20 protein-coding genes are annotated in these 21,933 nt (G+C 63.5%); 10 read left to right on the top strand and 10 right to left on the bottom strand.

Annotation, left to right across the window (positions count from 1 at the left end; translation table 11 throughout):
• Positions 1-320 precede the first annotated feature (320 nt).
• Complete coding sequence (locus ASD52_RS01615) at positions 321-1,838, top strand: M81 family metallopeptidase (RefSeq protein WP_025427537.1); 1,518 nt, start codon at positions 321-323, stop codon at positions 1,836-1,838.
• On the opposite strand, the gene ASD52_RS01620 is transcribed toward ASD52_RS01615, so the two are convergent.
• Positions 1,835-2,716, bottom strand: a complete 882-nt coding sequence (locus tag ASD52_RS01620; protein WP_025427536.1) for a hypothetical protein — start codon at positions 2,714-2,716, stop codon at positions 1,835-1,837. The two genes, ASD52_RS01615 and ASD52_RS01620, sit on opposite strands and share 4 nt — an antisense overlap.
• A gap of 684 nt (positions 2,717-3,400) precedes the next feature.
• Between ASD52_RS01620 and ASD52_RS01625 the strand changes: the two genes are divergently transcribed.
• Entirely contained in the window at positions 3,401-4,846 is a 1,446-nt protein-coding gene (locus ASD52_RS01625) for a phospholipase D family protein (protein ID WP_158268924.1), read from the top strand.
• 215 nt (positions 4,847-5,061) lie between these two features.
• Here the strand turns inward: ASD52_RS01625 and ASD52_RS01630 are convergent, their stop codons facing one another.
• Positions 5,062-5,550, bottom strand: coding sequence for a RidA family protein (locus ASD52_RS01630; RefSeq protein WP_025427534.1), 489 nt, complete (start codon positions 5,548-5,550; stop codon positions 5,062-5,064).
• Between the two features lie 199 nt (positions 5,551-5,749).
• Between ASD52_RS01630 and ASD52_RS01635 the strand changes: the two genes are divergently transcribed.
• Both ASD52_RS01635 and ASD52_RS01640 read left to right on the top strand, forming a co-directional pair.
• A complete protein-coding gene (locus ASD52_RS01635; RefSeq protein ID WP_025427533.1) occupies positions 5,750-6,448 on the top strand; it encodes a TetR/AcrR family transcriptional regulator C-terminal domain-containing protein in 699 nt (232 codons plus the stop codon).
• A 366-nt stretch (positions 6,449-6,814) separates the two neighbouring features.
• Positions 6,815-7,447 (top strand): dihydrofolate reductase family protein, encoded by a 633-nt coding sequence (locus ASD52_RS01640; RefSeq protein WP_057206213.1) that lies wholly within the window; start codon positions 6,815-6,817, stop codon positions 7,445-7,447.
• 217 nt (positions 7,448-7,664) lie between these two features.
• Here the strand turns inward: ASD52_RS01640 and ASD52_RS01645 are convergent, their stop codons facing one another.
• The 3 genes from ASD52_RS01645 to ASD52_RS01655 all read right to left on the bottom strand — a co-directional run bounded on the left by ASD52_RS01645 (position 7,665) and on the right by ASD52_RS01655 (position 9,561).
• A complete protein-coding gene (locus ASD52_RS01645; RefSeq protein WP_025427531.1) occupies positions 7,665-8,522 on the bottom strand; it encodes a sigma-70 family RNA polymerase sigma factor in 858 nt (285 codons plus the stop codon).
• Positions 8,522-8,992, bottom strand: a complete 471-nt coding sequence (locus ASD52_RS01650; protein WP_025427530.1) for a carboxymuconolactone decarboxylase family protein — start codon at positions 8,990-8,992, stop codon at positions 8,522-8,524. Before ASD52_RS01650 ends, ASD52_RS01645 begins: the two co-directional genes overlap by 1 nt.
• A gap of 311 nt (positions 8,993-9,303) precedes the next feature.
• Positions 9,304-9,561 carry a hypothetical protein gene (locus tag ASD52_RS01655; protein ID WP_025427529.1) on the bottom strand — a complete coding sequence of 86 codons (258 nt, stop codon included), beginning with the start codon at positions 9,559-9,561 and terminating at the stop codon, positions 9,304-9,306.
• A 139-nt stretch (positions 9,562-9,700) separates the two neighbouring features.
• On the opposite strand from ASD52_RS01655, the gene ASD52_RS01660 reads away from it, so the two are divergent.
• From ASD52_RS01660 to ASD52_RS01670, 3 genes are read left to right on the top strand one after another with little or no spacing between them, the layout of a single operon-like run.
• The gene (locus ASD52_RS01660) at positions 9,701-10,681 is read left to right on the top strand and encodes an ABC transporter substrate-binding protein (RefSeq protein ID WP_025427528.1); all 981 of its coding nucleotides are present in this window, start codon (positions 9,701-9,703) and stop codon (positions 10,679-10,681) included.
• A gap of 8 nt (positions 10,682-10,689) precedes the next feature.
• Positions 10,690-12,492, top strand: coding sequence for an iron ABC transporter permease (locus tag ASD52_RS01665; protein WP_244497401.1), 1,803 nt, complete (start codon positions 10,690-10,692; stop codon positions 12,490-12,492).
• Positions 12,480-13,505 (top strand): ABC transporter ATP-binding protein, encoded by a 1,026-nt coding sequence (locus ASD52_RS01670; protein ID WP_025427526.1) that lies wholly within the window; start codon positions 12,480-12,482, stop codon positions 13,503-13,505. Before ASD52_RS01665 ends, ASD52_RS01670 begins: the two co-directional genes overlap by 13 nt.
• Before the next feature lie 73 nt (positions 13,506-13,578).
• Here ASD52_RS01670 and ASD52_RS01675 read toward each other — a convergent pair whose 3' ends face one another.
• Positions 13,579-13,875: a hypothetical protein gene (locus ASD52_RS01675; protein WP_025427525.1), complete on the bottom strand. Its 297-nt coding sequence runs from the start codon at positions 13,873-13,875 to the stop codon at positions 13,579-13,581.
• Positions 13,876-14,094: 219 nt separating this feature from the next.
• Here ASD52_RS01675 and ASD52_RS01680 point away from each other — a divergent pair, with 219 nt between their 5' ends.
• Positions 14,095-14,703, top strand: coding sequence for a glutathione S-transferase family protein (locus tag ASD52_RS01680; protein ID WP_057206215.1), 609 nt, complete (start codon positions 14,095-14,097; stop codon positions 14,701-14,703).
• Positions 14,704-14,959: 256 nt separating this feature from the next.
• On the opposite strand, the gene ASD52_RS01685 is transcribed toward ASD52_RS01680, so the two are convergent.
• Both ASD52_RS01685 and ASD52_RS01690 read right to left on the bottom strand, forming a co-directional pair.
• On the bottom strand, positions 14,960-15,808 hold the full coding sequence (locus tag ASD52_RS01685; RefSeq protein ID WP_156612851.1) for an IS3 family transposase: 849 nt from the start codon (positions 15,806-15,808) through the stop codon (positions 14,960-14,962).
• Positions 15,757-16,107, bottom strand: a complete 351-nt coding sequence (locus ASD52_RS01690) for a transposase (RefSeq protein ID WP_057222718.1) — start codon at positions 16,105-16,107, stop codon at positions 15,757-15,759. Before ASD52_RS01690 ends, ASD52_RS01685 begins: the two co-directional genes overlap by 52 nt.
• 455 nt (positions 16,108-16,562) lie before the next feature.
• Between ASD52_RS01690 and ftsZ the strand changes: the two genes are divergently transcribed.
• Positions 16,563-17,612, top strand: coding sequence for a cell division protein FtsZ (ftsZ, locus tag ASD52_RS01695; protein ID WP_025427522.1), 1,050 nt, complete (start codon positions 16,563-16,565; stop codon positions 17,610-17,612).
• A 104-nt stretch (positions 17,613-17,716) separates the two neighbouring features.
• Positions 17,717-18,532, top strand: coding sequence for a nucleotidyltransferase domain-containing protein (locus tag ASD52_RS01700; protein WP_234907742.1), 816 nt, complete (start codon positions 17,717-17,719; stop codon positions 18,530-18,532).
• A 131-nt stretch (positions 18,533-18,663) separates the two neighbouring features.
• Here ASD52_RS01700 and ASD52_RS01705 read toward each other — a convergent pair whose 3' ends face one another.
• Together ASD52_RS01705 and ASD52_RS01710 are read right to left on the bottom strand one after the other, a co-directional pair.
• Positions 18,664-20,907: a mechanosensitive ion channel family protein gene (locus ASD52_RS01705; protein ID WP_025427520.1), complete on the bottom strand. Its 2,244-nt coding sequence runs from the start codon at positions 20,905-20,907 to the stop codon at positions 18,664-18,666.
• A gap of 161 nt (positions 20,908-21,068) precedes the next feature.
• Positions 21,069-21,842 (bottom strand): SDR family oxidoreductase, encoded by a 774-nt coding sequence (locus ASD52_RS01710; RefSeq protein ID WP_057206216.1) that lies wholly within the window; start codon positions 21,840-21,842, stop codon positions 21,069-21,071.
• Positions 21,843-21,933 lie beyond the last annotated feature (91 nt).

Here is a 21,933-nt window from a genome sequence, read left to right on the forward strand (position 1 = left end):
CCGCTCGCAACCCCAACAGCCGCCAGCCCTCTCAGCTTTCTCTTCTGTCACGACAAGGTGACGGCGTCGCTGCCGCGCCCGCAACGTTCGCAACAGTGAATGAGTGCGCAAGGTGATGCGCGCGTGGCGGCCTCGTTCCCTCTCCCCGCCTGCGGGGAGAGGGTCAGGGTGTGTTGCACGCCTCTCACAAGGAATTCGCGTGTTGTGCGTTGCGCTCAGCGCAGGGCGCGGCAAGCGGTGGGCGCGGCGCCGGGGTGTTCGCGCTTCCCCGGCGCCCGTTTCCTCGATTTTCTCCCAGTCCCAACATGAAAGTGCATGCGATGAGCTTCAAGGTCGCCGTTCTCGAGTTCAACCAGGAAACCAACACGTTCTCGAAGCTGAAGACCGGCTTTAAAGATTTTCAGATGTGCCACTACTTCAAGGGCGCGGCGATCGAGGACAATTGCCGCGGCACCAATTCGGAAATCGGCGGCTTCATCGACTGTTGCGATCGTTATGGCTGGGAGTCGGTCTATACGGTGGCGGCGCGGGCGGAGCCCGGCGGAAGGGTCGACGAGGAAACGCGGCTGCGCTTCGTCGAAGATGTGACGGCGGCGCTCAACGGCGAAAAACTCGACGGCGTCTTCATCGTCTTTCACGGCGCCATGTGCACCGAAACGGCCGACGATGCGCAGATCCAGTTGTTAGAGACGGTCAGAGGCATCGTCGGGTCCGATCTGCCCATCGCTGCCACCTTCGACCTTCATGCCAATTCCGCGCCTGACATGGCCGCGCTGCTGGACATTGCCGTGTCGTTCCGCACCTATCCGCATGTCGACATGGCCGAGTGCGGCCACAAGGCCGGCGCGCTGCTGGAGGCGGCGATGCGCAGGGAGATCACGCCCGCCATCGCCATCCGCCAGCCGCCGATGATCAATGGCTGCAACGACGGCCGCACGACCCATGCCTGCGCCATGACCGAACTCCTGGAGATCGCCGATGCCATCGCTGAGGAGAATGGGATCCTTGCGACCTCCATCAATGCCGGCTTCTACGACGCCGACATCCACAACACCGGACCTTCTGCCGTGATCTGCTACGACAAGGCGCGGGTTGCCGACGCCGATGCCATTGCGCACGCCGAGCGGCTCTGCGACGAGATCTGGCGGCGGCGCGAGCATCAGGACCAGCAATTGCCGCTTGCCGCGCTGCCGGGCGCCATCGCGAAACATTTCGCGGCCAAGCGCGAGCCCGGGCCGCTGGTGATCGCCGATTTCTCCGACAATCCCGGCTGCGGCGCCTACAGCGATTCCACCTGCCTGCTCACAGGCCTGCTGCAGGCGGGTGTCGAAAACGCAGCCTTCGGGGCGATGTGCGACCCAGCTGTGGTGGCCGAACTGATCGAAGCCGGCCTCGGCGCCGAGCGGGAGGTGACGCTCGGCTGCAAGATCGACCCTGCGGTCGGCGGCGGGCCGATCCGGGTGAGGGGCACGGTGCAGGCGATCTCCGATGGCCGGATCATCTTCGAAGGGCCGATGTTCCAGGGCCTGCCGGCGTCGCTCGGCCCAAGCGTGCGCTTCCATGTCTCAGGCATCGACATCCTGATTTCGAGCGAGCGGCAGCAGCTGCTCGACCAGAACCTGTTTCGCGCCGTCGGCATCGAGCCCGCCCGCTACGACATCGTCGTCGTCAAGTCGCAGCAACATTTCCGCGCCGCCTTCGGCCCGATCGCGTCTGATATCATCGAGGTCGACGCCGATGGTCTGAGCACCGCCAATATCGGGGCACGGGCATTCAAACGCGTGCGCCGGCCGATCTATCCGCTGGATAGGGAGGCAGAGATTGTGGCGGCGCGCTAGACCGGGGCGAGTATTGTGATGGCGAGCAGGATGAAAAAGGCGACCATGGTGCCGACAACGAAAAGCGCCATTGTTCGCAGAAGCTCCGGCATCCCGTCAGACGCACCAGCTCCGTCTGCCGACAGGGAGGCGGGTTTCTCGGTAACATCGTGCCAACCGAGCCGTTCGAGCTGACGGCTTATCCTCTCGTGCTCGGCCGCATAGCCCCGGTAACACAGCCAGCCCGGACTGGTGAAATCATAGAATGTCTCGCCGAGGCCGCGAATTTTTGCAAGCAGCCTGGCCGCGCCTTTCCGCGTATATGAGCAGCTCTCATCGTCGGGAGAACGCGCCCAATGTCGTTCAACGAGCAAGCCGTAAAGCGCGTTGCACCCTTCCATTGTCAGGGCGAGGTTTCGGATCTCGGAACTTTGGCAGAGATCGTAATCGAGGCGTTCGTTGCGGCCTTGCAACATGTACTCCGGCAACGATTGATCGTCCTCAAACACGACATCGTCGGGGCCTATCGTCAGCGTGCCCCAACGCCAGTGGACCGGGATTGCCACGGCGGCGCTGGACCAGGCGCGATTATGATCGTTGAGCGGTCGCCGCCAATGAGGGCCTTGGGGCGCAAGGCGCACCCGACCGCGCGTACCATCCGGCAGCCGGACATTGTCGGCGGCGAACAGCCCGTAGTGCCCATAATGCAGAACGGCAACCCCGTGCCGCCGCCCGAAGTCCCTCCATCGCAGTGGTGTCCCGGTCACATCCACAGGCAGCAAATACCCTTCCGGATACACGTCATCTTCGAATGGCCACATGGCTATCGGCACCTCGGCAACCGGCCACTCCTGCGGCAGAAGATCCCACCGGTAACGAGAGCGAGCGCGTTCGTCCATTTAGCAACCAGGGCGTTAGTATTTTGATAAAAGGGGGCGGACAGCGAGCGGTGGCTTGCGACAATTTCAGCCTCGCCTCCTTCCTGCATCGAGCGGAAAAGTCATTGAGCTCGGCTGGAAGGGAGGGCAGCGCCGAGGCCTCGCTCAGCAAGCGCATTGATCTCGCCGCGTGATCCCGTCACCTTCGCTGCACGACGATCGCCAGCCGCGAATCGCCATCATCCCCCAGTCGGCACCCTCGCTCGCACCGCCCACAGTGAACGGTGACGACATTGCATCTGAACCGTGTTATCGTTTCAGCCCAATATAGACGGGGAAAACATGCCGCGCCCACTGTCCATTGGCGCATTTTCCCTGACGCCAAACTGGGTGCGTCCAGAGCGATGACTGGGTCGACTGCCGACGTGTCGATACCGAGATTGGTCAACTCTGGCGACGTGGATTGGTCGAATTCGATCTGCGCAAAACCGGCTACATCAATCGATTCTCGCCTCCCAAGACGACGCGACGATGAAGGCGGAGATCATGAAGCTTCTTGAAGAGGGCTAAAGCGCGTAGCAATCTCTAGGATTCGCTTGCCGCGCTCTAAGTTCTTGTTTTTACGCATGTCGTTATCGCAAAACCGCGGCGCACTTTTGCGCGACATGCGTTAGGCGCCGCCGCCGCTAACCAGAGATGAAGGCCATGACGGGGTTCGAGCATACCGCGTTAACCCGGTTGAGCCAGTTCTTCAGCCCGGCCGCTGCCGCGCATCCTGGCCTCTCCGGCTTTAGCCTCTTGAGCGAGGCGCGACATGCCTTCATCACGCGTCTGGCGCTGGCCGACCTGGCCGAGAAACATCTCGACATGCAGTATTATGTGTGGGACGGCGATACAACCGGCCGGATCATCGTCGACCGGGTGATGCGGGCGGCCGATCGCGGGGTCAGGGTGCGGCTCCTGGTCGACGATCCCTATTACAAGGCCAGTGATCAGGTCAAAGCTGCCCTCGACGCCCACCCCAACGTCGAAATCCGTCTGTTCAACCCGACCAAGAACCGGAGGTGGTCCAGGCTAGACTTCCTTGTCGACTTCCGCCGGGTCAACCGCCGCATGCACAACAAGCTGATGGTGGCCGACAATTCGGCGGCGATCGTTGGCGGCCGCAATATCGGCGACGACTACTATGGCGTGAACACCGTCGCCAATTTTCGCGATCTGGATGTGCTGGCGGTCGGGCCCGTTGTGGACGATCTGTCGGGGGTGTTCGACCGATACTGGAACAGCGCCTCGACGAGGCCGATCGCGACCATCGTCAAGCGCACCTATGGCGCCGCCGATCTCGACGCCATTCTGACCCGCTTGCGCCAGGAGATTGCCGCCGCCGAATACCCCTATCCGATCGACCAGGATCTCGGCGAGCTGGCGACCCGGAGCGCCGAGCTGCGCGACGGTCTCGTGTGGGCGCCAGGGCGGATCATCGCCGACGACCCGGAAGCAATCGCCAGCGGCAAGGCGGCCGACGACGTTACCGCCTTCATTCGCGGGCGGGTCACCGAGTTGAAGGAGGAACTGCTCGTCGAGGCGCCCTATTTCGCCTTGCCCGCCGGGGCGCAGGCGATCGTCAAGGCGCTGCACGAGCGCCATGTTCGGGTGCGCGTGCTGACCAACTCGCTCGCTTCGAACAACCAGATCGCCGCGCATTCGGTCTATGCCAAGACCCGCAGGCGCCTTCTCGAGAACGGCCTGGAGCTCTACGAACTGCGCGCGGACACCGACGCATTCCGGTCAGGCTGGTCGCACCATTCCGGGCGGTCGCGGGCGGCCTTGCACACCAAGGCCATGGTCTTCGACAACAAGGCCGTGTTCATCGGCAGTTTCAACCTCGACCCGCGATCCGCGGTAATCAACACGGAAGCCGGCCTGTATATCGAGAGTTCGGAGCTTGCCTCGAGGCTGACGGCCTATATGGCGACCGGCGTCGCGCCCGCCAACAGCTACCACGTCTTCCTTGATCCTAATGGCGCGATCGTCTGGAAGACGGTGCGGGACGGCGAGATCGTCAGCTACGGCGACGAGCCCGAAACGGGATTCCGCCGGCGGCTCATCGCCGACCTCGTGAAACTCCTGCCGATCGACTCGCAAGTTTGACGCCGATCGCTTTGCGACCGGCGTGCAGCCTGACGTCCCGGCATTGCTGGGCCGTAAACGGCGCGACGACGTGAGCGCGCGCTGAAGCATGGAAGAATCTCCGCAGACGCGCCTCTTAGAGCAGTTGCGTGCCTGTTGGCGCGACGACGGTCCCCGTAAGTACCCATTGGTATCCGCTCACACAGTTGCCAATCGCGCCTCATGCGTCGCCGCCGCTATTTCAGCATGACGACGGCTTCGACCTCGAAGAGCATGGGGTCGATGGCAAGCTTGGGGACGGGGATCAGCGTCTGCGCCGGCAGGGACGCGCCGAACATTTCCTTGACGTTTTTGGTCAGGACCTCGAGCTTGGACATGTCGTGATCGACCACGAAGACCGTGAGTTTGGCGACCTGATCCGGTTTGGCGCCGAGCGCATCGAGGGCGGTGCGCAGATTTGCGTAGGCCTGCCTGACCTGGACGGCAAAGTCGGGCGACAGGGCGCCGGTGCTGTCCTGGCCGCCCTGTCCGGAGATGTAGGCAACCCGGCCTTCACGGGGCACGATCACCGCCGTGCTGTAGCCGTTCGGCGTCGGGTCGTAGAGGTTTTGCGGATTGACGATGGTCAGCTTGAGATCATTCTCATTCGCTGTCGTCGCAGTGGGAACTGCCATGCTCATGATGATTAGCCCTCCGATAAGCAGATGCTTGCTGTCGCGTGACATGATTTTCTCTTGGCTCCGAGAGGACCGTGAGCAACCGACGCTCACGGCCTGCAGGATTGAACTTGAACGCATTGCCGATGCGATTGACTCGTACGTTGTACGATTAAATTGCATCGTACAACGTACGCGTCAATTGGTCAGGATCGACATTCGGCGGATTGTCGGCTTAAAACGACGCTCTGATCAGCAAGGAAAAACGATGGCAGCCAAACGCAGCGGCACTCAGAGCAAACGGCCTCAGCGGAAGGCTGCGTCACTCCAGCCTGTGCAGGAGCCACGCAGTGAAGCGCCGCTCTCCCTGGAACGGATCGTGGCGACCGCCGTAGACCTGCTTGATGCCGAAGGGGTCGACGGATTGAAGATGCGTCGGCTGGCCGATCGCCTCGGCGCCGGCGCGATGAGCCTCTATTGGCATGTCGGCAACAAGGACGAGGTCTTTGATCTGGCGCTCGACGCGGTGCTCGAATATCGCGGGCCGTCGCATAGGGTCGAGGCTCAAGACTGGCGCGGGGACGTCGTTCATATGCTCGAAGACTGGCGCGCCGTCATGCTGCGCCATCCCTGGTCGGCATCGCTATTGCCGCGCCGGGCGCTCGGCCCGAACATGCTCAATCGCCTGGAACTCCTGAGCAGGACCCTGTCGGGAGCCGGTGTTTCGGACGCGGACTTGAACGTCGCGATATGGTCGCTCTGGAACTATGTGATGGGCGCTACCATCACTCGGGCGAGCTTCGACCTCTCGGACGAGGACAGGGCCGCCGGGCAGCAGCGCCTTGCAGGTCTCAGCGAACACTACCCGACGATTGAACGCTCTCGTCTGCTATTGGATAACGACTGGGACGGTGCTTTCAGGAAAGGCCTCGACTTCCTGCTCGATGGCCTCGGCCCGAGACGATGAGCGCGCGACGACACGGTTTCCCGCAACACCGCTGCACGCTTTTGCGCGACATGCATTGATACACGTCGCGATCTTTCAGATTCGCCTTCTGCGCTTTAAGCCCTTGTTTTTACGCATTTCCTGACGGGAAATCGTTTCGCCCTTCCTGGGAGCCGCTAACGGGCCACGGGACAATGGCGGCGTGGGTGACCGAGGCGCGGCAACAGGAACCATACCGGTTGCGCTCAACCGGTAATTCCGATCGTCCTGCGCAGGCCGAAGAAGCGACACGGAGTTGGTCGAGATTTTTTCGGCTTGGCGAATGCGAATTGTCGGAACCGATTGATCTCGCCCGTCCTTGGGTCGGACCAGCGTGAGGAAGAAGCAATGAGAGAGTTGATCCTGAAGATGTCCGTGTCGCTCGATGGCTTTGTCGGCGGGCCCGAGGGCGAAATCGAATGGGTGTTCAGCGGCGATCAAGAGGCCATTGCCTGGTCGGTGGAGACGGTGGGGAACGCCAGCCTACACATCATGGGCAGCCGCACCTTTAAGGACATGGCGGCATTTTGGCCGACCTCCACACAGGTATTCGCGCCGCCGATGAACCGGATTCCGAAGGCCGTCTTCTCAAAACAAGGGCCGGCGGTCCTGAAAGCGGCTGAAGCGACCAGGGCGCTCGAAGATGCCCGGACCGACGCGGGAAGCACGCATTCGGGGAAGCTGCAGCCCGGCGCGGACAGTTGGAGTGAGGCCTATGTGGCGAGCGGCGATCTGGCCGACGAGATCGCCAGGTTGAAGTCCCGGGACGGCAAGCCGATCCTCGCCCACGGCGGCGCCGCCTTCGCGCGCAGTCTCATCGCGGAAGGTCTGGTCGATCAATACGCCCTGCTGGTGCATCCGGTGGTGCTCGGCAGGGGTTTGCCGATCTTCTCTGACGTCGCCCCGCCAAAGCGCCTCAAGCTGATCAGCTCAACAGCGTTTCCGGGGGGCTCGGTGGCGCAGATTTATCGGCCGGCGTGACCACGTCCGAGCATGCGATCCACAACTCCTACTGCATGTTTTTATCCTTAGATCCTATTCGATTTAAGGACAAAAACATGCAGCAATTCAAAGTGCTACAGCGACCTAAGACGCGCGGCGCTGTAGAACGTTTCCGATTTAGACGAAAACGCTCTATCTCTCTGTTTTTTAGCATTTCCTGACGGAAAGCCGCTTCGCGCTTTTCCTGGAAATGCTCTTAGTGCAGATGCCCCAGCTTGTCGGGATTGCGCACGATGTAGATCGCCACGACCTTACCGTCCTCGATCTCTAGTGCTGTCGACTGCAGTTCGCCGTCGGCTTCGCGAGTGACGAAGCCGGGCAGGCCGTTGATGAAGCCGGAGCGCACGAGCGTCGAGATCTGCGTGCGGAAGGCGACCGCCAGTTTTTCGTGCACGCCGAGAACCGCCTCGAAGCCGAGGATGGGGCGCATCGCTGCGGGGCGCTTGCCGCCGCCGTCGGCGTGGATGCTGACATCGGAGGCGAGCATGGCGCCGAGCGTCTTCAGGTCGCCGCTGCGCGAGGCGGTGAAGAAGGCTTCGGCAAGTTCGACGCCGCGCGCCTGCTCGACATGGAAGCGGGGCCGCGCCTCGCGGACATGGGTGCGGGCGCGGGCGGCGAGCTGGCGGCAGGCGGCCGGGTCGCGCTCGATCGTCGCGGCGACTTCCTCGAAGCTGAGGCCGAAGACGTCGTGCAGCAGGAAGGCGGCGCGCTCGAGCGGCGACAGGCGCTCCAGAGCGAGCATCAGGGGCAGGGTGACGTCCTCTTCCGGTTCCTCCTCGACGACGGGGTCGGGAAGCCAGGGGCCGACATAAGTCTCGCGCTGGCGCCGCGCCGACTTCAGCTGGTCGAGACAGAGCCGGGTGACGGTGCTTCGCAGGAACGCTTCGGGCTCGCGCACCGCGGAGCGGTCGGCCCCCATCCAGCGGATGAAGGCCTCCTGCACTATGTCCTCGGCGTCGGCGACCGAGCCGAGCATGCGATAGGCAACGCGCATGAGTTTCGGACGCAGCGGGTCGAAACCGGCCGCTGCGTCGAGCTGGGCGTTGCCCGTCATCAGGCGGCGACCTCGGCGACTGCCTTTGCCGCTGCCGGCTCGATCCAGAGGCCGAAGCCGACGGCCAGGCGGTTCCAGCCGTTGATGACGTTGATCATGAGCGTGAGCTTCACCTGCTCCTCCTCGGTGAAATGGTTCTGCAGAGCCTGACGAGCGCTTTCGTGGGTATGGCCCTCCGACAGGCGAGTGAGCGCCTCGGTCCAGCCTAGCGCGGCGCGCTCGCGTTCGGAATAGCAGGGGGCTTCGCGCCAGGCCGACAGCAGGTAGATACGCTGCTCGGTCTCGCCCTTGGCGCGCGCTTCCTGGGTGTGCATGTTGATGCAGTTGGCGCAGCCGTTGATCTGGGATGCGCGGATCTTGACGAGTTCGATGAGATCAGACTCGAGGCTGGCGGCGACGGACATAGAGACGCTGGTCCAGCTCTTCATCAGTTGCGGAGCGGCGGCGAAAAGGTCGATCTTGGCAGTCATGGTTCCGTTTCCTTTCGTTGGTTCCGACTACATGACGAGCCAGGATTGGCCCCTGTGACATCGACGCAGATTTTTTCGCGAATTTTTTCTGGCAGGCCCGCAGGCGGGGTGCGTGCTGCACCTTTGAAGGGTGGTGAGCAGATGGTTGCGCTTGAGCCTTGCCGCCATCTTCGCCGCGGCCAAGCTGGAAACGTGTTTGCCTGTCTATGGGCGTGACGTGTTTCCCGCACGTCGAAGAGACCTGCGGCGAGAGCCCACGGTCTCACCCGATGGCTGCGGGATAGGGTCGTCGCCGATCGCAAGCGGTACCGTTATTTCGCGGGCTGACGGCGTTCCAGAATGGATTGGAACAGATCGGCCTGGCGCTCGGCGGCAAGGCGAATGCGCTTCAATTGGCCGAGCATCGAGCCGAAGGCGGCAAGGGCGATGCCGATGCCGATGCCCGGAAGCGCCCATTGCAGCGCCCACATCACCGCCGGTGCGCCGAAGGACGGCAGGGTTACGGCAACGGCCGCGCCAGCCGATACCAGGATGACCAGAGCGCCGGCCACTTTCAGCAAAGTATCCATCACAATTCTCCATCCGTTTGGGGCGCACGATTTCGCGGCTTGCCGGTGCTGTCAAGGGTGTGTCAGCCGGCGGCCCTGTCACACCCCTGTAAAACACCGGCTCTAAGGCTCGGCGCCATCTTGAACCGAGGATATGCCGATGAAATCGTTTGTTTCCGTCGTTGCCGGCGCGCTTGTCGCTTCGCTGCTTTCCACCGCCGCCTTTGCCGAGAGCCTGGTGCTTTACACCAGCCAGCCGAACGAGGATGCGCAGGCGACGGTCGACGCCTTCAAGGCGGCCAATCCCAGTGTCGAGGTGGAGTGGGTGCGCGAAGGCACGACGAAGCTGATGGCCAAGCTGATGGCCGAGATCGAGGCCGGCAACCCGGTTGCCGACGTGCTTCTGATCGCCGACACCGTGACGATGCAGCGCCTGAAGGAAGCCGGCCAGCTGCTCGCCTACAAGTCGCCGGAAGCGGCCAACTACGACGCGGCGCTCTATGACGCCGACGGCGCCTATTACTCCACCAAGATGATCACCACCGGCATCATCTACAACACCTCGGCCTCGACGAAGCCTCAGGGTTGGCAGGATCTGGCGAAGGCCGACGCCAAAGGCCTGGTGACGATGCCGAGCCCGCTGACCTCGGGTGCGGCCCTCATCCACGCCCAGACGCTTGCCGGCATCGACGGCCTCGGCTGGGATTATTACAAGGCGCTGGCCGAAAACGGTGCCACGGCTGCCGGCGGCAATGGCGGCGTGCTGAAGGCGGTCGCCACCGGCGAGAAGGCCTACGGCATGATCGTCGACTTCATGGCGATCCGCGAGAAGGCCAAGGGCGCGCCGGTCGAGTTCGTCTTCCCGGCCGAGGGCGTTTCCGCCGTCACCGAGCCGGTCGGCATCCTGAAGACCGCCAAGAACCCTGACGCCGCCAAAAAATTCGTCGACTTCCTGATCTCGGTGGAGGGCCAGAAGACGGCGGTGAAGATGGGCTATATCCCGGCACGCAACGGCGTGGCGCTGCCCGAAGGTTATCCGGCGCGCGAGACGATCAAGGTTCTGCCGATCAATGCTGCTTCGGCCGTGAAGAATTCCGACGCCGACCTCAAGACCTTCTCCGGCATCTTCGGTACGAACTGATCGCCTGAATGTCCGAACAGGGTGAAACCATGCGCAGCCGGCACCGCTGGCTGCGCTTTCCCATTGCGGGGCTGCAGCGTCCGGGGCGGGTGAGGTCAAGCGAGCCAGGGTCGGGTCGCGCGAGACCGGGTGCTTCGCCCGCCGGCGAGCCGCGCTGGCTGGTGCCCTTCGTGCTCGCCTGCCTTTTCTTCCTCTGCGCGCTGCCGCTCATCAGCCTCGCCAAAGCCGGCTTTGCGGGAGTGATCAATGGCAATTCCATCGCTGTCTTGACCGAGCCTGCGACCTATGCGGCCATCCGCAACACTCTGGTGACGGCGACAGGCGGCATGCTGATCTCGCTTGTGATCGGCGCGCTCTTTGCCTTTGCCGTGGCGCTCACCGATGTCAGGGGCAAACTGTTTTTGAGTTTTGCCTTCATGTTGCCGATGATGATCCCGCCGCAGGTGACGGCCCTTGCCTGGGTGGAGATGACCGGGCCGGCAAGCCCGCTCCTGAAAACGCTGGGGATCGCACCGCCGCTCGGCAGCCCGCAGCCGCTCTATTCGCTGTTTGGCATCTCTCTGCTTCTCGGGGTGCAGCACGCGCCGCTGGTGTTCCTGGCGCTGAAGGCGGGGCTGGCTGCGTCGCCGCGCGACGGGGTGGAGGCGGCAAGACTTTCCGGCGCGTCGCCGTTTCGCGTCCTTCTCGATATCGTTGCGCCACTGGCCGCCCCCGGGCTGATCGCCGGTGCCGCAATCGCCTTCGTCTCCGGCGTCGGCAATTTCGGCATTCCGGCGATCCTCGGCATTCCCGCCGGGATTTCGGTGCTGCCGACGCTGATCTACACGCGGCTCGCGAGCTTCGGCACCGGCACCTTCGGCGAGATCGCGCTGCTCTCCAGCCTGATCGCTGTGATCGCGGCCGCCGGGCTGATCCTTCAACAGCGCGCGCTGGCGGGCAGGGACTACCGCATCATCGGCCTTTCCGGCGCCAGCGCCGCCTTTTCGCTCGGGCGCTTTCGTGTGGCTGTCGAACTGGCGCTTTCGGCGATCCTGTTTCTGGTGTTGGTAGCGCCGCTGGCGGCGCTGATCGCCAGCTCGCTGGTTCCGGCCTATGGCGTGCCGCTCAACCTTCAGACCGTCTCGCTGCGCGCCTATGAAGAAATTCTCTTTCGCCAGACGATGACGCTGAGCGCCTTTGGCAATTCGCTGTTCCTGGCGAGCACGGCGGCGCTCGGGCTGCTCGTCGTCGCGGTGCCGGCCGCCTATCTCATGAACCGGCGCAAGGGTGCGCTTTCAAGCACGATCGGCATCCTGATCGAGATTCCCTATGCGCTGCCCGGCATTGTTTTGGCGGTTGCTTTCATCCTCACCTTTGCAGCGCCGCTGCCGATCCTCAAGGTATCGCTCTACGGCACCATCTGGATCATCCTGATTGCGTATTTCTCCTCGTTCCTTGCCGTCAGCCTGAAGCCGGTTATGAGCGCCTTCCTGCAGATGGACCCATCGCTGGAGGAGGCGGCGCGGCTGTCGGGCGCCGGTTTCTTCCGACGCATGCGCGACGTCATCCTGCCGCTGGTGGCGCCGGCGGCGGGCGCTTCGATCATCCTCGTCTTTCTGATAGCCGCCAATGAGCTGACGGTTTCAGCCCTGCTGTGGTCGGCGGGTACGCAGACGCTGGGGGTGGCGATCTTCAACCTCGACGACAGCGGCTCATCCGATCTGGCGTCGGCGCTCTCGGTGCTGGTCGTCATCATGGTGATGGTACTGATGGCGGCGCTCGAGGCCCTTGCAAACTATCTACCGGAAGGCGTGCTGCCGTGGCGCAACTGATCCTCAATCACCTGACCAAGGATTTCGGCGGCGGTCGTCCTGCCGTCTCCGACGTGTCGCTGACGGTGCGCGAAGGCGGGTTTCTGGCGCTGCTTGGGCCATCTGGCTGCGGCAAGACCACGGTGCTGCGCATGATCGCCGGCTTCGAGCAGCCGACCGACGGCTCGATCGACTATGGCGAGCGCCGGCTATCGGATGCCTCGCGGGCGCTGCCGCCGGAAAAGCGCAACATGGCGATGGTGTTCCAGTCCTATGCGCTCTGGCCGCATATGACCGTGGCGGAAAATGTCGGCTATCCCCTGAAGGTGCGCGGCATTTCCGGCGAGACCTGGCGCAGCCGCGTCGGCGAGGCGCTGGCGCTGGTAAAACTCACCGATTATGCCGAGCGCCGACCTGCGGCCCTTTCCGGCGGACAGCGGCAGCGGGTGGCGCTGGCGCGCTGCCTGGTGACGTCGCCCGATGTGGTGCTGCTCGACGAGCCGCTCGCCAATCTCGACCAGCACCTGCGTAAATCGATGGAGGAGACCTTCCGCATCTTCCATGAGCGCTCCGGCGCAACGATGGTCTATGTGACGCACGACCAGTCGGAAGCGATGGCGCTGGCGACCGATGTTGCCGTGATGTCGGAGGGGCGGCTGGTGCAACTGGCGCCGCCGGCGGAAATCTATACCCGCCCGGAAGGCAGTGTTGTCGGCGGGCTGATCGGCCGCGGCTCGATCCTCAGGCTACCACTACCAGAGGGCGCGCCGAGGGCGCTGGAGTGGCCGATGCTCCGCCAGGCGATCGGCTCCACCGACAGCGGCCTTCGTCGCGACGTGCTGGTGCGGCCCGAGCATGTGCGGCTCACCGCCGACGGCATCGCGCTCGAGGTCAAGGCTTGCGTCTACGAGGGCGAACGCTTTGCGCTGACGCTGGCGCTGCCGGACGGGCAGGCACTGAAGGCCTATGGCGGCACGGCCATTCCTGTTGGACAGAAAGCGACCTTCGCGATTGCCAGCAGCTGGCGGCTTTGAGGGCATAGGATAAGCGCCGATCGCGACCGACGGTCGGCAGCATCTGCGCCGGGTCGACAGGCAGGCAGAAACATCAATCGCAACGCGGTCTGTCGAGCTCCACCTTGAACTGTCTTGGTCCGACCAGCCCCGGCTCTGCCGGCAGGCCGACGATGTGGGCGATGACGGTGCATTTGCCGGCGACCACCGTATAGCGGTCGCGCCCCTGGCTGATGATCTTGTCGATCGGATATTTCGGCACTGCTGCGGCAACGGCGCTGATGATCGCGGTCAGTTCGTTGGCGCGCTGATAGTTCGGCGCAAGGGCGGCATGGGAAGCGCCGGCGCCGAGAAGCGCGACAGCCGAAAGGGCCAGGGCTCTGATCTGCATGCGCGGCTCCTGTTTGCAGCAGCAGTCCACGGAGCCCGGCGGTGTTCAAGTCGGGTTACCTTTGCGCCTGGCGACTTTGACGCAGTCGGCTTGCGCAACCGCGGCTCGAAATAAACTATATAGTTAAATAAAACTGGTTGCTAAAAACAACTGGTATGGCATAGTGGCTGCATCACGACGGGGCGGCAATCATGCCGTGCGAGCCGATGGGAGGAAGCGATGAAACTTTATCAGGGCATGGGACCGAATTCGTACCGGGTGCGTATCTTCATGGCGGAGAAGGGCATCGAATTGCCGATGGTGGACGTCGATTTCGCCAAGGCGGAGCACAGGGGGCCCGAGTTCCTCGCGCTCAATTCGCTTGGCCAGATCCCGGTGCTGGAACTGGATGACGGCACCGTCATCACCGAGAGCGTCGCCATCTGCCGCTATCTCGAGGAGACGCACCGCGAACCGCAGCTTTTCGGCAGCGACGCCGTCAGCGGTGCCAAAGTGGAAATGTGGAACCGGCGGGCCGAGCTGGTGATTTTTGGCACCATCGGCAATGTCGCGCTGCATTCCGATGCTTTCTTCAAGGACCGCCTGAGGCAGTTTCCCGCCTTCGCCGAGACCGAGCGGCAGGCGGTGCCGAGGAAATGGGGTTGGCTCGACCGGGAGCTTGCCGATGGCCGGCCGTTCCTTGCCGGCGACAAGTTCTCGATCGCGGACATCACCGCCGGCGTCTGCGCCTGGCTTGGCGACGTCTTCGGCATGGAGGTGCCGGGAGATCTCAGGAATGTCCAGCGCTGGCTGGAAAGGGTGCGGGCGCGGCCGAGCTTTGAGGCTTAGACCGCCCGTCGAGGGACGGGGTTATCGCGGTGATCCGCCCCTCATCCCCCTGCCGGGACCTTCTCCCCGCTGGCGGGGAGAAGGGACTTTGCGGCACCCGCCGAGACGCATTCCGCAAGAGGGATGGAATTGGACGTGCGGAGAATTGGAGGGGGCCGCACGCTCGGTTCTCCCTCTCCCCGCACGCGGGGAGAGGGCTGGGGTGAGGGGCAAATCTGGCCGCCATTTGGAGTGCGCCCCTGAGGGCGGACAGTGATCAGGCCGCTGTTTTGCCAGTCTGCCGGATGTGTTGATCCTCGAACTGCTGCGGGCTTAGATAGCCGAGCGCTGAATGAAGTCTGCGTGTGTTGTAAACCTCCTCTATGAAGTGGGGAAGGTGTTCGGTCACCTCTTCGAAAGTTTCATAGGCCATTGGGTACACCGCTTCGACCTTCAGCGTCTTCATGAAGCTTTCGGCCTTGGCATTGTCATAAGGATTCCCCCTGCGGCCCATTGAGCCGACGAGATCACTGCCAGACAGGGCATCCCGGTACACCTGAGCTGCGTATTGGGAACCGCGGTCGGAATGATGTATGCAGCCCGATGGCGGCCGCCGACGCTCTATCGCTGCCTTCAATGCTGCAACCGTCAGACGCGCGTCGATACTCCGACTGACGGCGTAACCGACGATTAACCGTGACCAGGCATCGAGGATGACCGCGACATAGATGAAGCGGGTTGGCAGCGCGACGTAAGTGATGTCGGAAACCCAGAGCTGGTTGGGGCCGGTCGGCACGATGTCCTTCGCCAGGTTCGGGAAGATCAGGCCATCATGATTGCTGTCGGTGGTGGCGACGAACCTGCGGCGAATCTTCGGATGCAGATCGTGTTGACGCATTAACCGTCTGATCTTCTTGTGGTTGATGACCAAGCCCTGCTGGCGTAGCGCGGCACCAACGCGACGGTAGCCGTAGAATTCAAATTCATCGCAGATCGCAAACATCGCCTCGACGATAGAGGTATCATCGACCGGCTTTTCCGGGCTGTCATAATAGGTCGAGCGTGCGATACCCATCAGCTCGCATCCTTCGGTGACGGAGATACCAGCGGGCCGGTGATGGCGGATGTAACTCCGCTTCTCGGCCGCGGTGCGTTTTTCAGAGCCCCCTTTAGAAACTCCAGTTCCAGCGCCTGTTTGCCAACGAGGCGTTCAAGCGCTGCAATCCGGGCCTCGTATTCCTGGATAAGGTCGGCGGCCTGAGCGTCGTCGTCGAACGCACCTTCCTCATACTTGCGCACCCAAATCCGGATCAAGTTGCGCGACACGTCGTGGCGCTTTGCCAGGCCATGCAGCGTCTCGCCCGCGACAAACTCCTGCGCGACCTGCCGTTTGAATTCCATACTGTGAATGCGATGTTTTGCCATGGGCTCCACTTTCGGAAACCCGGCAAGCCCGGTCAATTCATCAGGCCTATCTGTCCGCCCTCAGGGGCGCACTCCAATTTGCAGTTCACGTTTGCCCCCGATTGGCACTTGTATTGGCCGATCCGCCCTGTCGACATAGAGTGGGAAGAGATGCGCCGCGCCGTTTCGGTCCATTGAAGCAAGAAGAGGGTGGCGCCGGCTCGATCCGAGGCAAATGGCGGTTGCCTATGTGGAAATGTAGCAAGTCATTGATAAAAAGAATTAATTTGGTCGCCACGACGAACTGGGCGAAGGACTGAAATCCCACTCGAACGGCAAATGACAAATCATGTGTGGAAAGTGGCATCAGCCTTTTCTCTTGCCTTCTCCGTGGCTTTTTTCAATTCCTAAAATAACAGCTGCCCGATTCGCCCCGATCCGTTGTTTTGGCGGCGTTCGCCCTAGGAGACAAAGCCATGAACGATTTCAAGAAGCCCACGATCACCGAAATGCGCCCGAAGATCACCGTCATCGGTGTCGGCGGCGGCGGCGGCAATGCCATCAACAACATGATCACCGAAGGGCTCCAGGGGGTCGATTTCATCGTGGCGAATACGGACGCCCAGGCACTGGCGATGTCGAAGGCGTCGCGGTTGATCCAGCTCGGTGCGCATGTGACCGAGGGCCTTGGTGCAGGTTCGCTGCCGGAAGTCGGGCGCGCGGCGGCGGAAGAATCGATCGACGAGATCATGGATCACCTCGGCGGCACGCATATGTGTTTCGTCACCGCCGGCATGGGCGGCGGCACCGGCACCGGTGCTGCGCCGGTGATCGCGGCGGCAGCCCGCAAGGCCGGCATCCTGACGGTCGGCGTCGTCACCAAGCCGTTCAGCTTCGAAGGCAAGCGCCGCATGCAGATGGCTGAAGAGGGTGTCGAGCGCCTGCGCGAAGCGGCCGACACCGTTATCGTCATCCCCAACCAGAACCTCTTCCGCATCGCCGACGCCAAGACCACCTTTGCCGATGCCTTCGTGATCGCCGACCGCGTGCTCTATTCCGGCGTCGGCTGCATCACCGACCTGATCGTCAAGGAAGGCCTGATCAACCTCGACTTCGCCGACGTGAAATCCGTCATGAAGGGCATGGGCCGGGCGATGATGGGTACCGGCGAGGCGACCGGCGAGGGCCGCGCGCTGATGGCGGCGGAAGCGGCGATCGCCAACCCGCTGCTCGACGAAGTGTCGATGCGCGGCGCCAAGGGCGTGCTGATCTCGATCTCCGGCGGCATGGACATGACGTTGTTCGAAGTCGACGAAGCGGCCACCCGCATTCGCGAGGAAGTCTATGACGAGGCCGACATCGTCGTCGGCTCGATCTTCGACCGCACGCTCGACGGCACCTTCCGCGTGTCGGTGGTGGCAACCGGCCTCGACAGCCAGCGCAACGCGGCAGACCCGGCAAGTGCTGCGGCGAACGCCGGCCAGCCCGGCCAGCCCGGCCAGGCGCCGACCCGCACGCTGCAGTAACGGCTCGGCCTCACGCGCTGCCAGGTTCCTGGCGGCATCGAAGCCTTCTGCCTTTCTTTGAAAATCCTCCCGTGCGATGACAGCCGCCCGGGGGGATTTTTCGTATGGACGAGACGGGCATGATGGACGCGGAACGAGACGGTCAGGCGGGTTTGCCCGACAACGACGCCACGGCCGCCCAGCGCGTGCGGGCGGTTCGCACGGCCGAAACGATCCTGAACGAGCGCTATCCAGGCGCGCTGTTTGCCATCGTTGCCGGCTCGATCCTGCGCGGCGAGGGCACGCCATCCTCCGATATCGATCTGGTGGTGCTGCACGAACACTTGAGCAATGCCTGGCGCGAGAGCTTCATCGCCGGCGGATTTCCGGTCGAGGCTTTCGTCCACGATTTCGAGACGCTGAACTGGTTTGTCGATCAGGATCTTGCCAGCGGCTATCCCGTGCTGCTCGACATGGTCGCAGGCGGAACAGTTGTCGGCCGGGACATCGATCGCGGCCTGGCCCTCCAGAACGAGGCAAAGGCCAGGCTTTCATGCGGGCCGGGTCCGCTCAAGGCGGAGCGGCGGGACATGCTTCGCTACCAGATCACCGACCTGCTTGACGACCTCAGGGATAGGCGGCCGACGGCGGAAATGCGGGCGATCGCCGCGGCCCTCCACCAGCCGCTATGCGACCTGGCGCTGCTCGGGCGCGGCCACTGGTCGGGCAAGGGCAAATGGCTGCCGCGGCTCCTCCAGCGTCTTGACCCCGCGCTGGCGCAGCGCTTCGACGACGCTTTCCGGTTGGCTGGCGAGGCGCAGCCAGATGTGCTGGTGACTCTGGCGCAGGACGAGCTCGAGCGCCAGGGTGGGCCGCTGTTTGACGGTGATCGCCGCGATGCGCCGCAGACTGCACGGCGGCAGGGTGGGCTTTCGGGCTAGAGCATCTCCAGGAAAAGTGCGAAGCGGTTTTCCGCCAGGAAATGCCGTGGCACGGCGCGCCGCGATTTCCAGGGTGCGCTTCAAGCTCGTGTATTAGCAGCATGTCGCTGCGCACGTTTGCGCGACAAGCGTTATGTCTCGGCGGCGGCCGCTTCGGGATCGATCGGCTTTTTCGCCAGCCTCGCATTCGCCGCAGCCACATCGGCATCGCTCAGGCCACCGGGGCCGGAGCGCACGGTGACGGCATTGGAGGCGAGGCTGAGGCCGGCCTCGCGCAGCGCGGGCAGCAGCCGTTTCATCGCCTCGCGCTGCAGGATGCTGGGGTTGCCCGGCCGGGCGGTGAATTTCAGCCGCACGACCAGCGAGTTTTCGGTGACGTCCTGGATGCCCTGCATCTTCAAGGGTACCAGGAACTCCGGCCCGAACTCCTCGTCCTCCAGCATGGCAAGGCCAACCTTCTTGATGGTCTTGCGGATTATTTCCGGATCGTCCTCGCGCTCGAATTTCAGCTCGAACTTCACCGTGCTCCAGTCGCGGCTGTAGTTGGTGACGGCCTGAAGCTGGCCATAGGGAATGGTGTGGATCTGGCCGTTCTGGTGGCGCAGGCGCAGCGAGCGGAGCGAAATGCGCTCGACCGTTCCCTTGAGCTTGCCGGTGTCGACATATTCGCCGACGCGAAATGCGTCGTCGGCGATGAAGAAGATGCCGGATACCACATCCTTGACCAGCGTCTGCGAGCCGAAGGAAAGCGCCAGGCCAAGCACGCCGAAGCCGGCAAGCAGCGGCGCGATGTTAATGCCGAGCGCCGAAAGCACGACGAGGCTGGTGACGGCGAAGATACCGCCGAAGACGAGATTGCGGATCAGCGGCAGGATGGTCGAAAGCCGGCTTGTCTGATGGATCTGCGCCTCCTCCTCGGTCTCGCCGGGCATGGAGACGCGGGCGGTGGGCGCAAAGGCCTCAAAACTGCGCCAGAGGAAGCTGCAGATCACCCAGCTGGCGACGACGGCAAGGCTGACGCGCTCTAGAATGACGATCCAGTCGACGGCGGCGGTGGTATCGCCCTGGATCATGATCGGCCTCCACAGCACGATGATGATATGCAGCCCGATCAGCCACACGGCGCCGGCAAGGGCGGTCTGCACGCTGCCGGCGATGGCCAGGTGCAGCGGCGAGGAGGCGGGCGTGCGCCGGCGATCGGCGGCCGCACCCGCCAGCGAATGGATGCCGAAGGCGAGGATGGGAAGGCCGAGCAGGATGACCTGCGTCGTGCCGCCGGCAAAGCTCCACTGAGCGCTGTTGGGGCTGCCGGCGACGATGCAGCCCATGAGCCAGAGCGTCAGCGCACTCAGCGCATAGAACTCGGGAACGACGAATGCGATGGCGCGGCGGACGGCGCCGGGCGCTTCGCCGGCAAAGAGATTGCGGATATCGGTGCGGCCGGCGATGAACCAGTAGAGCTTCAGGAACGTCACCGCGGTGACGCCGATCAGAAACCAGCCCTCGATGGCGGCGGGCTCCAGGGCACGCTCGTTGGCGAAGCGCACGCTGGCGCCGACGACGGCACCGATGGCGCCATAGGCAACCAGCATGGCGAAATGGAAGCGTGGCCGGGCGATGGGCAGCAACCGCGTCTGCGGCCGCGACGGGGCGAAGAGAAAGCGGCCGCAGACCGCATAGGCGGCCGTGGTGACGGCGACGGTTACCAGCGCGCGGGCCAGCTCTTGCGAGGCAGTGCCGGCGGTGAGGAAGAACCTTAGCATCGCATGCGCGACGCCTGCGAAGATGACGAGATGGATGATGTCGAGACCCAGCCGCACCAGCGAAGCGCGCACGCGGTGCAGCACGTCGACGATGGCGAAATGGCTGCCGATGAGGCGGTGGAAGACAAAGCCGAGCAGGCCGGCGGCGGCGAGGCCGGCAAGAATGGCCGCCAGCGCCACCGAGGTGACCGAAAGGATAGACCGTCCCTCGGCGCGCACGCTGGCTGCGACATCGCCCATGACGGCAGCGATGGCCGAGGTGCCATTCAGGCCCATCTGCAGGCCATTGACGAAGCGAGCCGATAGTCCCTCGAGCGCGTCGTCGGCCGCGGGCGACTGGGGCTGAGGCGTTGTGGCGGCGGCTGTGGTGGCGTCGATCGGTGCCTTTGGTGCGGTGTCCGGCGCATCGCGCCATTCGACGGTGACCGGCCGGCCGGAAGCGGCTGCTGCCCGCAGCGTGCTTTCGATCTCCTCGCTTGGCTGACCATGGGTGAGAACGACGGTCACGGGGGCCGGCGGCGTCTGCGCCCGGGCGTAGAGCGGCGGAAGGAGCATGACGAGAAGGGCGAGCAGCGCAGGCAGGCGAGGCGACGTGGGCAGGAAAGACGCCATGAAATCCATCCGTGAAGCGCCGGGGCGTTGGATGCCGCAGCAGGTCGAACGGCCGCCCGCTCCGGTCGATCTTCCGTCGGCGGAGCAGGGCGGCTCGTTTATGAGGCTATTGTGAAATTTCTGTCCTGTCGACGGGCGGCGCCAGCACCGCCCTTTGCCGGTCACTTCGTGGTGTAGCCGCCATTGACGAGGATGGTCTGGCCGGTCATCCACCAGCCGTCGGAGACGAGGAAGCGGATGAAAGGCACGATGTCCTCGATATCGGTAAGGCCTGTGGTCGAGAACTTCGACAGCGCGGAAGCAGTCTTGTGATAGGCAACGGCATCGGCGCCTTCGGCAGGATAGAAGAAGGGCGTATCCATCGGCCCCGGGCCGATCGCCGTCACCGAGATGCCGCGATCGCCGAATTCCTTGGCGGCGGCGCGGGTGAAGTGTTCAACTGGCGCCTTGGTGCCGGCATAGGCGGCGTAAAACGGCGTGAAGGCGCCGAGCAGCGAGGTGACCAGCGTGCAGACCTTGCCGTTGTCGCTGACATTTTTGCCGGCTTCCTTCAGGAAGAAGAAGGCGGACTTGGAATTGACCGCGGTCATCTCGTCATACTCGGCCTCGGTGATGTCGACGAGCGGCTTCTTCACCACCTTGCCGACCGTGTTGACGGCGATATCGATGCCACCGAGCGCGGCCTTGGCATCGGCAAACAGCTTTTCCACCGCGCTGGCGCCGGTCAGGTCGGCCTGGAAGGCGAAGGCATTGGCACCAGCCGCCTTGATCGCAGCCACGGTCTCCTCGGAGGGGGCCTTAGTTGCGGCGCTGTTGTAATGGATGGCGACGGCGCGGGCGCCCTGTTCGGCAAAATCGCGCGCCAACAAACCGCCGAGGTTTTTCGCGCCGCCGGCGATGAGAACGGATTTACCTCTGATGCTGTGATCGGTCATGGCCAGAACCTTTTCGGTGCTTGAAGGCCGCCCGCTGCGGCCGTCTTTCCACCCGAAGCATATCGTCGGCATCTCTGTTATAAAGCCGCCG

Source organism: Ensifer sp. Root142, from assembly GCF_001426785.1.
In the GTDB taxonomy this organism is placed as follows: Bacteria; Pseudomonadota; Alphaproteobacteria; order Rhizobiales; family Rhizobiaceae; genus Ensifer; species Ensifer canadensis.

Bases quoted from the DNA above. Each gene is read 5' to 3' on its own strand.
- ASD52_RS01645 (WP_025427531.1), bottom strand. From the start codon at position 8,522: ATGACGGGCAACGCCCAGCTCGACGCAGCGGCCGGTTTCGACCCGCTG.
- ASD52_RS01635 (WP_025427533.1), top strand. From the start codon at position 5,750: ATGGCAGCCAAACGCAGCGGCACTCAGAGCAAACGGCCTCAGCGGAAG.
- ASD52_RS01625 (WP_158268924.1), top strand. From the start codon at position 3,401: ATGACGGGGTTCGAGCATACCGCGTTAACCCGGTTGAGCCAGTTCTTC.
- ASD52_RS01665 (WP_244497401.1), top strand. From the start codon at position 10,690: ATGTCCGAACAGGGTGAAACCATGCGCAGCCGGCACCGCTGGCTGCGC.
- ASD52_RS01660 (WP_025427528.1), top strand. From the start codon at position 9,701: ATGAAATCGTTTGTTTCCGTCGTTGCCGGCGCGCTTGTCGCTTCGCTG.
- ASD52_RS01615 (WP_025427537.1), top strand. From the start codon at position 321: ATGAGCTTCAAGGTCGCCGTTCTCGAGTTCAACCAGGAAACCAACACG.
- ASD52_RS01710 (WP_057206216.1), bottom strand. From the start codon at position 21,842: ATGACCGATCACAGCATCAGAGGTAAATCCGTTCTCATCGCCGGCGGC.
- ASD52_RS01690 (WP_057222718.1), bottom strand. From the start codon at position 16,107: ATGGCAAAACATCGCATTCACAGTATGGAATTCAAACGGCAGGTCGCG.
- ASD52_RS01620 (WP_025427536.1), bottom strand. From the start codon at position 2,716: ATGGACGAACGCGCTCGCTCTCGTTACCGGTGGGATCTTCTGCCGCAG.
- ASD52_RS01675 (WP_025427525.1), bottom strand. From the start codon at position 13,875: ATGCAGATCAGAGCCCTGGCCCTTTCGGCTGTCGCGCTTCTCGGCGCC.
- ASD52_RS01705 (WP_025427520.1), bottom strand. From the start codon at position 20,907: ATGGCGTCTTTCCTGCCCACGTCGCCTCGCCTGCCTGCGCTGCTCGCC.
- ASD52_RS01700 (WP_234907742.1), top strand. From the start codon at position 17,717: ATGGACGAGACGGGCATGATGGACGCGGAACGAGACGGTCAGGCGGGT.
- ASD52_RS01655 (WP_025427529.1), bottom strand. From the start codon at position 9,561: ATGGATACTTTGCTGAAAGTGGCCGGCGCTCTGGTCATCCTGGTATCG.
- ASD52_RS01630 (WP_025427534.1), bottom strand. From the start codon at position 5,550: ATGTCACGCGACAGCAAGCATCTGCTTATCGGAGGGCTAATCATCATG.
- ftsZ (WP_025427522.1), top strand. From the start codon at position 16,563: ATGAACGATTTCAAGAAGCCCACGATCACCGAAATGCGCCCGAAGATC.
- ASD52_RS01680 (WP_057206215.1), top strand. From the start codon at position 14,095: ATGAAACTTTATCAGGGCATGGGACCGAATTCGTACCGGGTGCGTATC.
- ASD52_RS01650 (WP_025427530.1), bottom strand. From the start codon at position 8,992: ATGACTGCCAAGATCGACCTTTTCGCCGCCGCTCCGCAACTGATGAAG.
- ASD52_RS01640 (WP_057206213.1), top strand. From the start codon at position 6,815: ATGAGAGAGTTGATCCTGAAGATGTCCGTGTCGCTCGATGGCTTTGTC.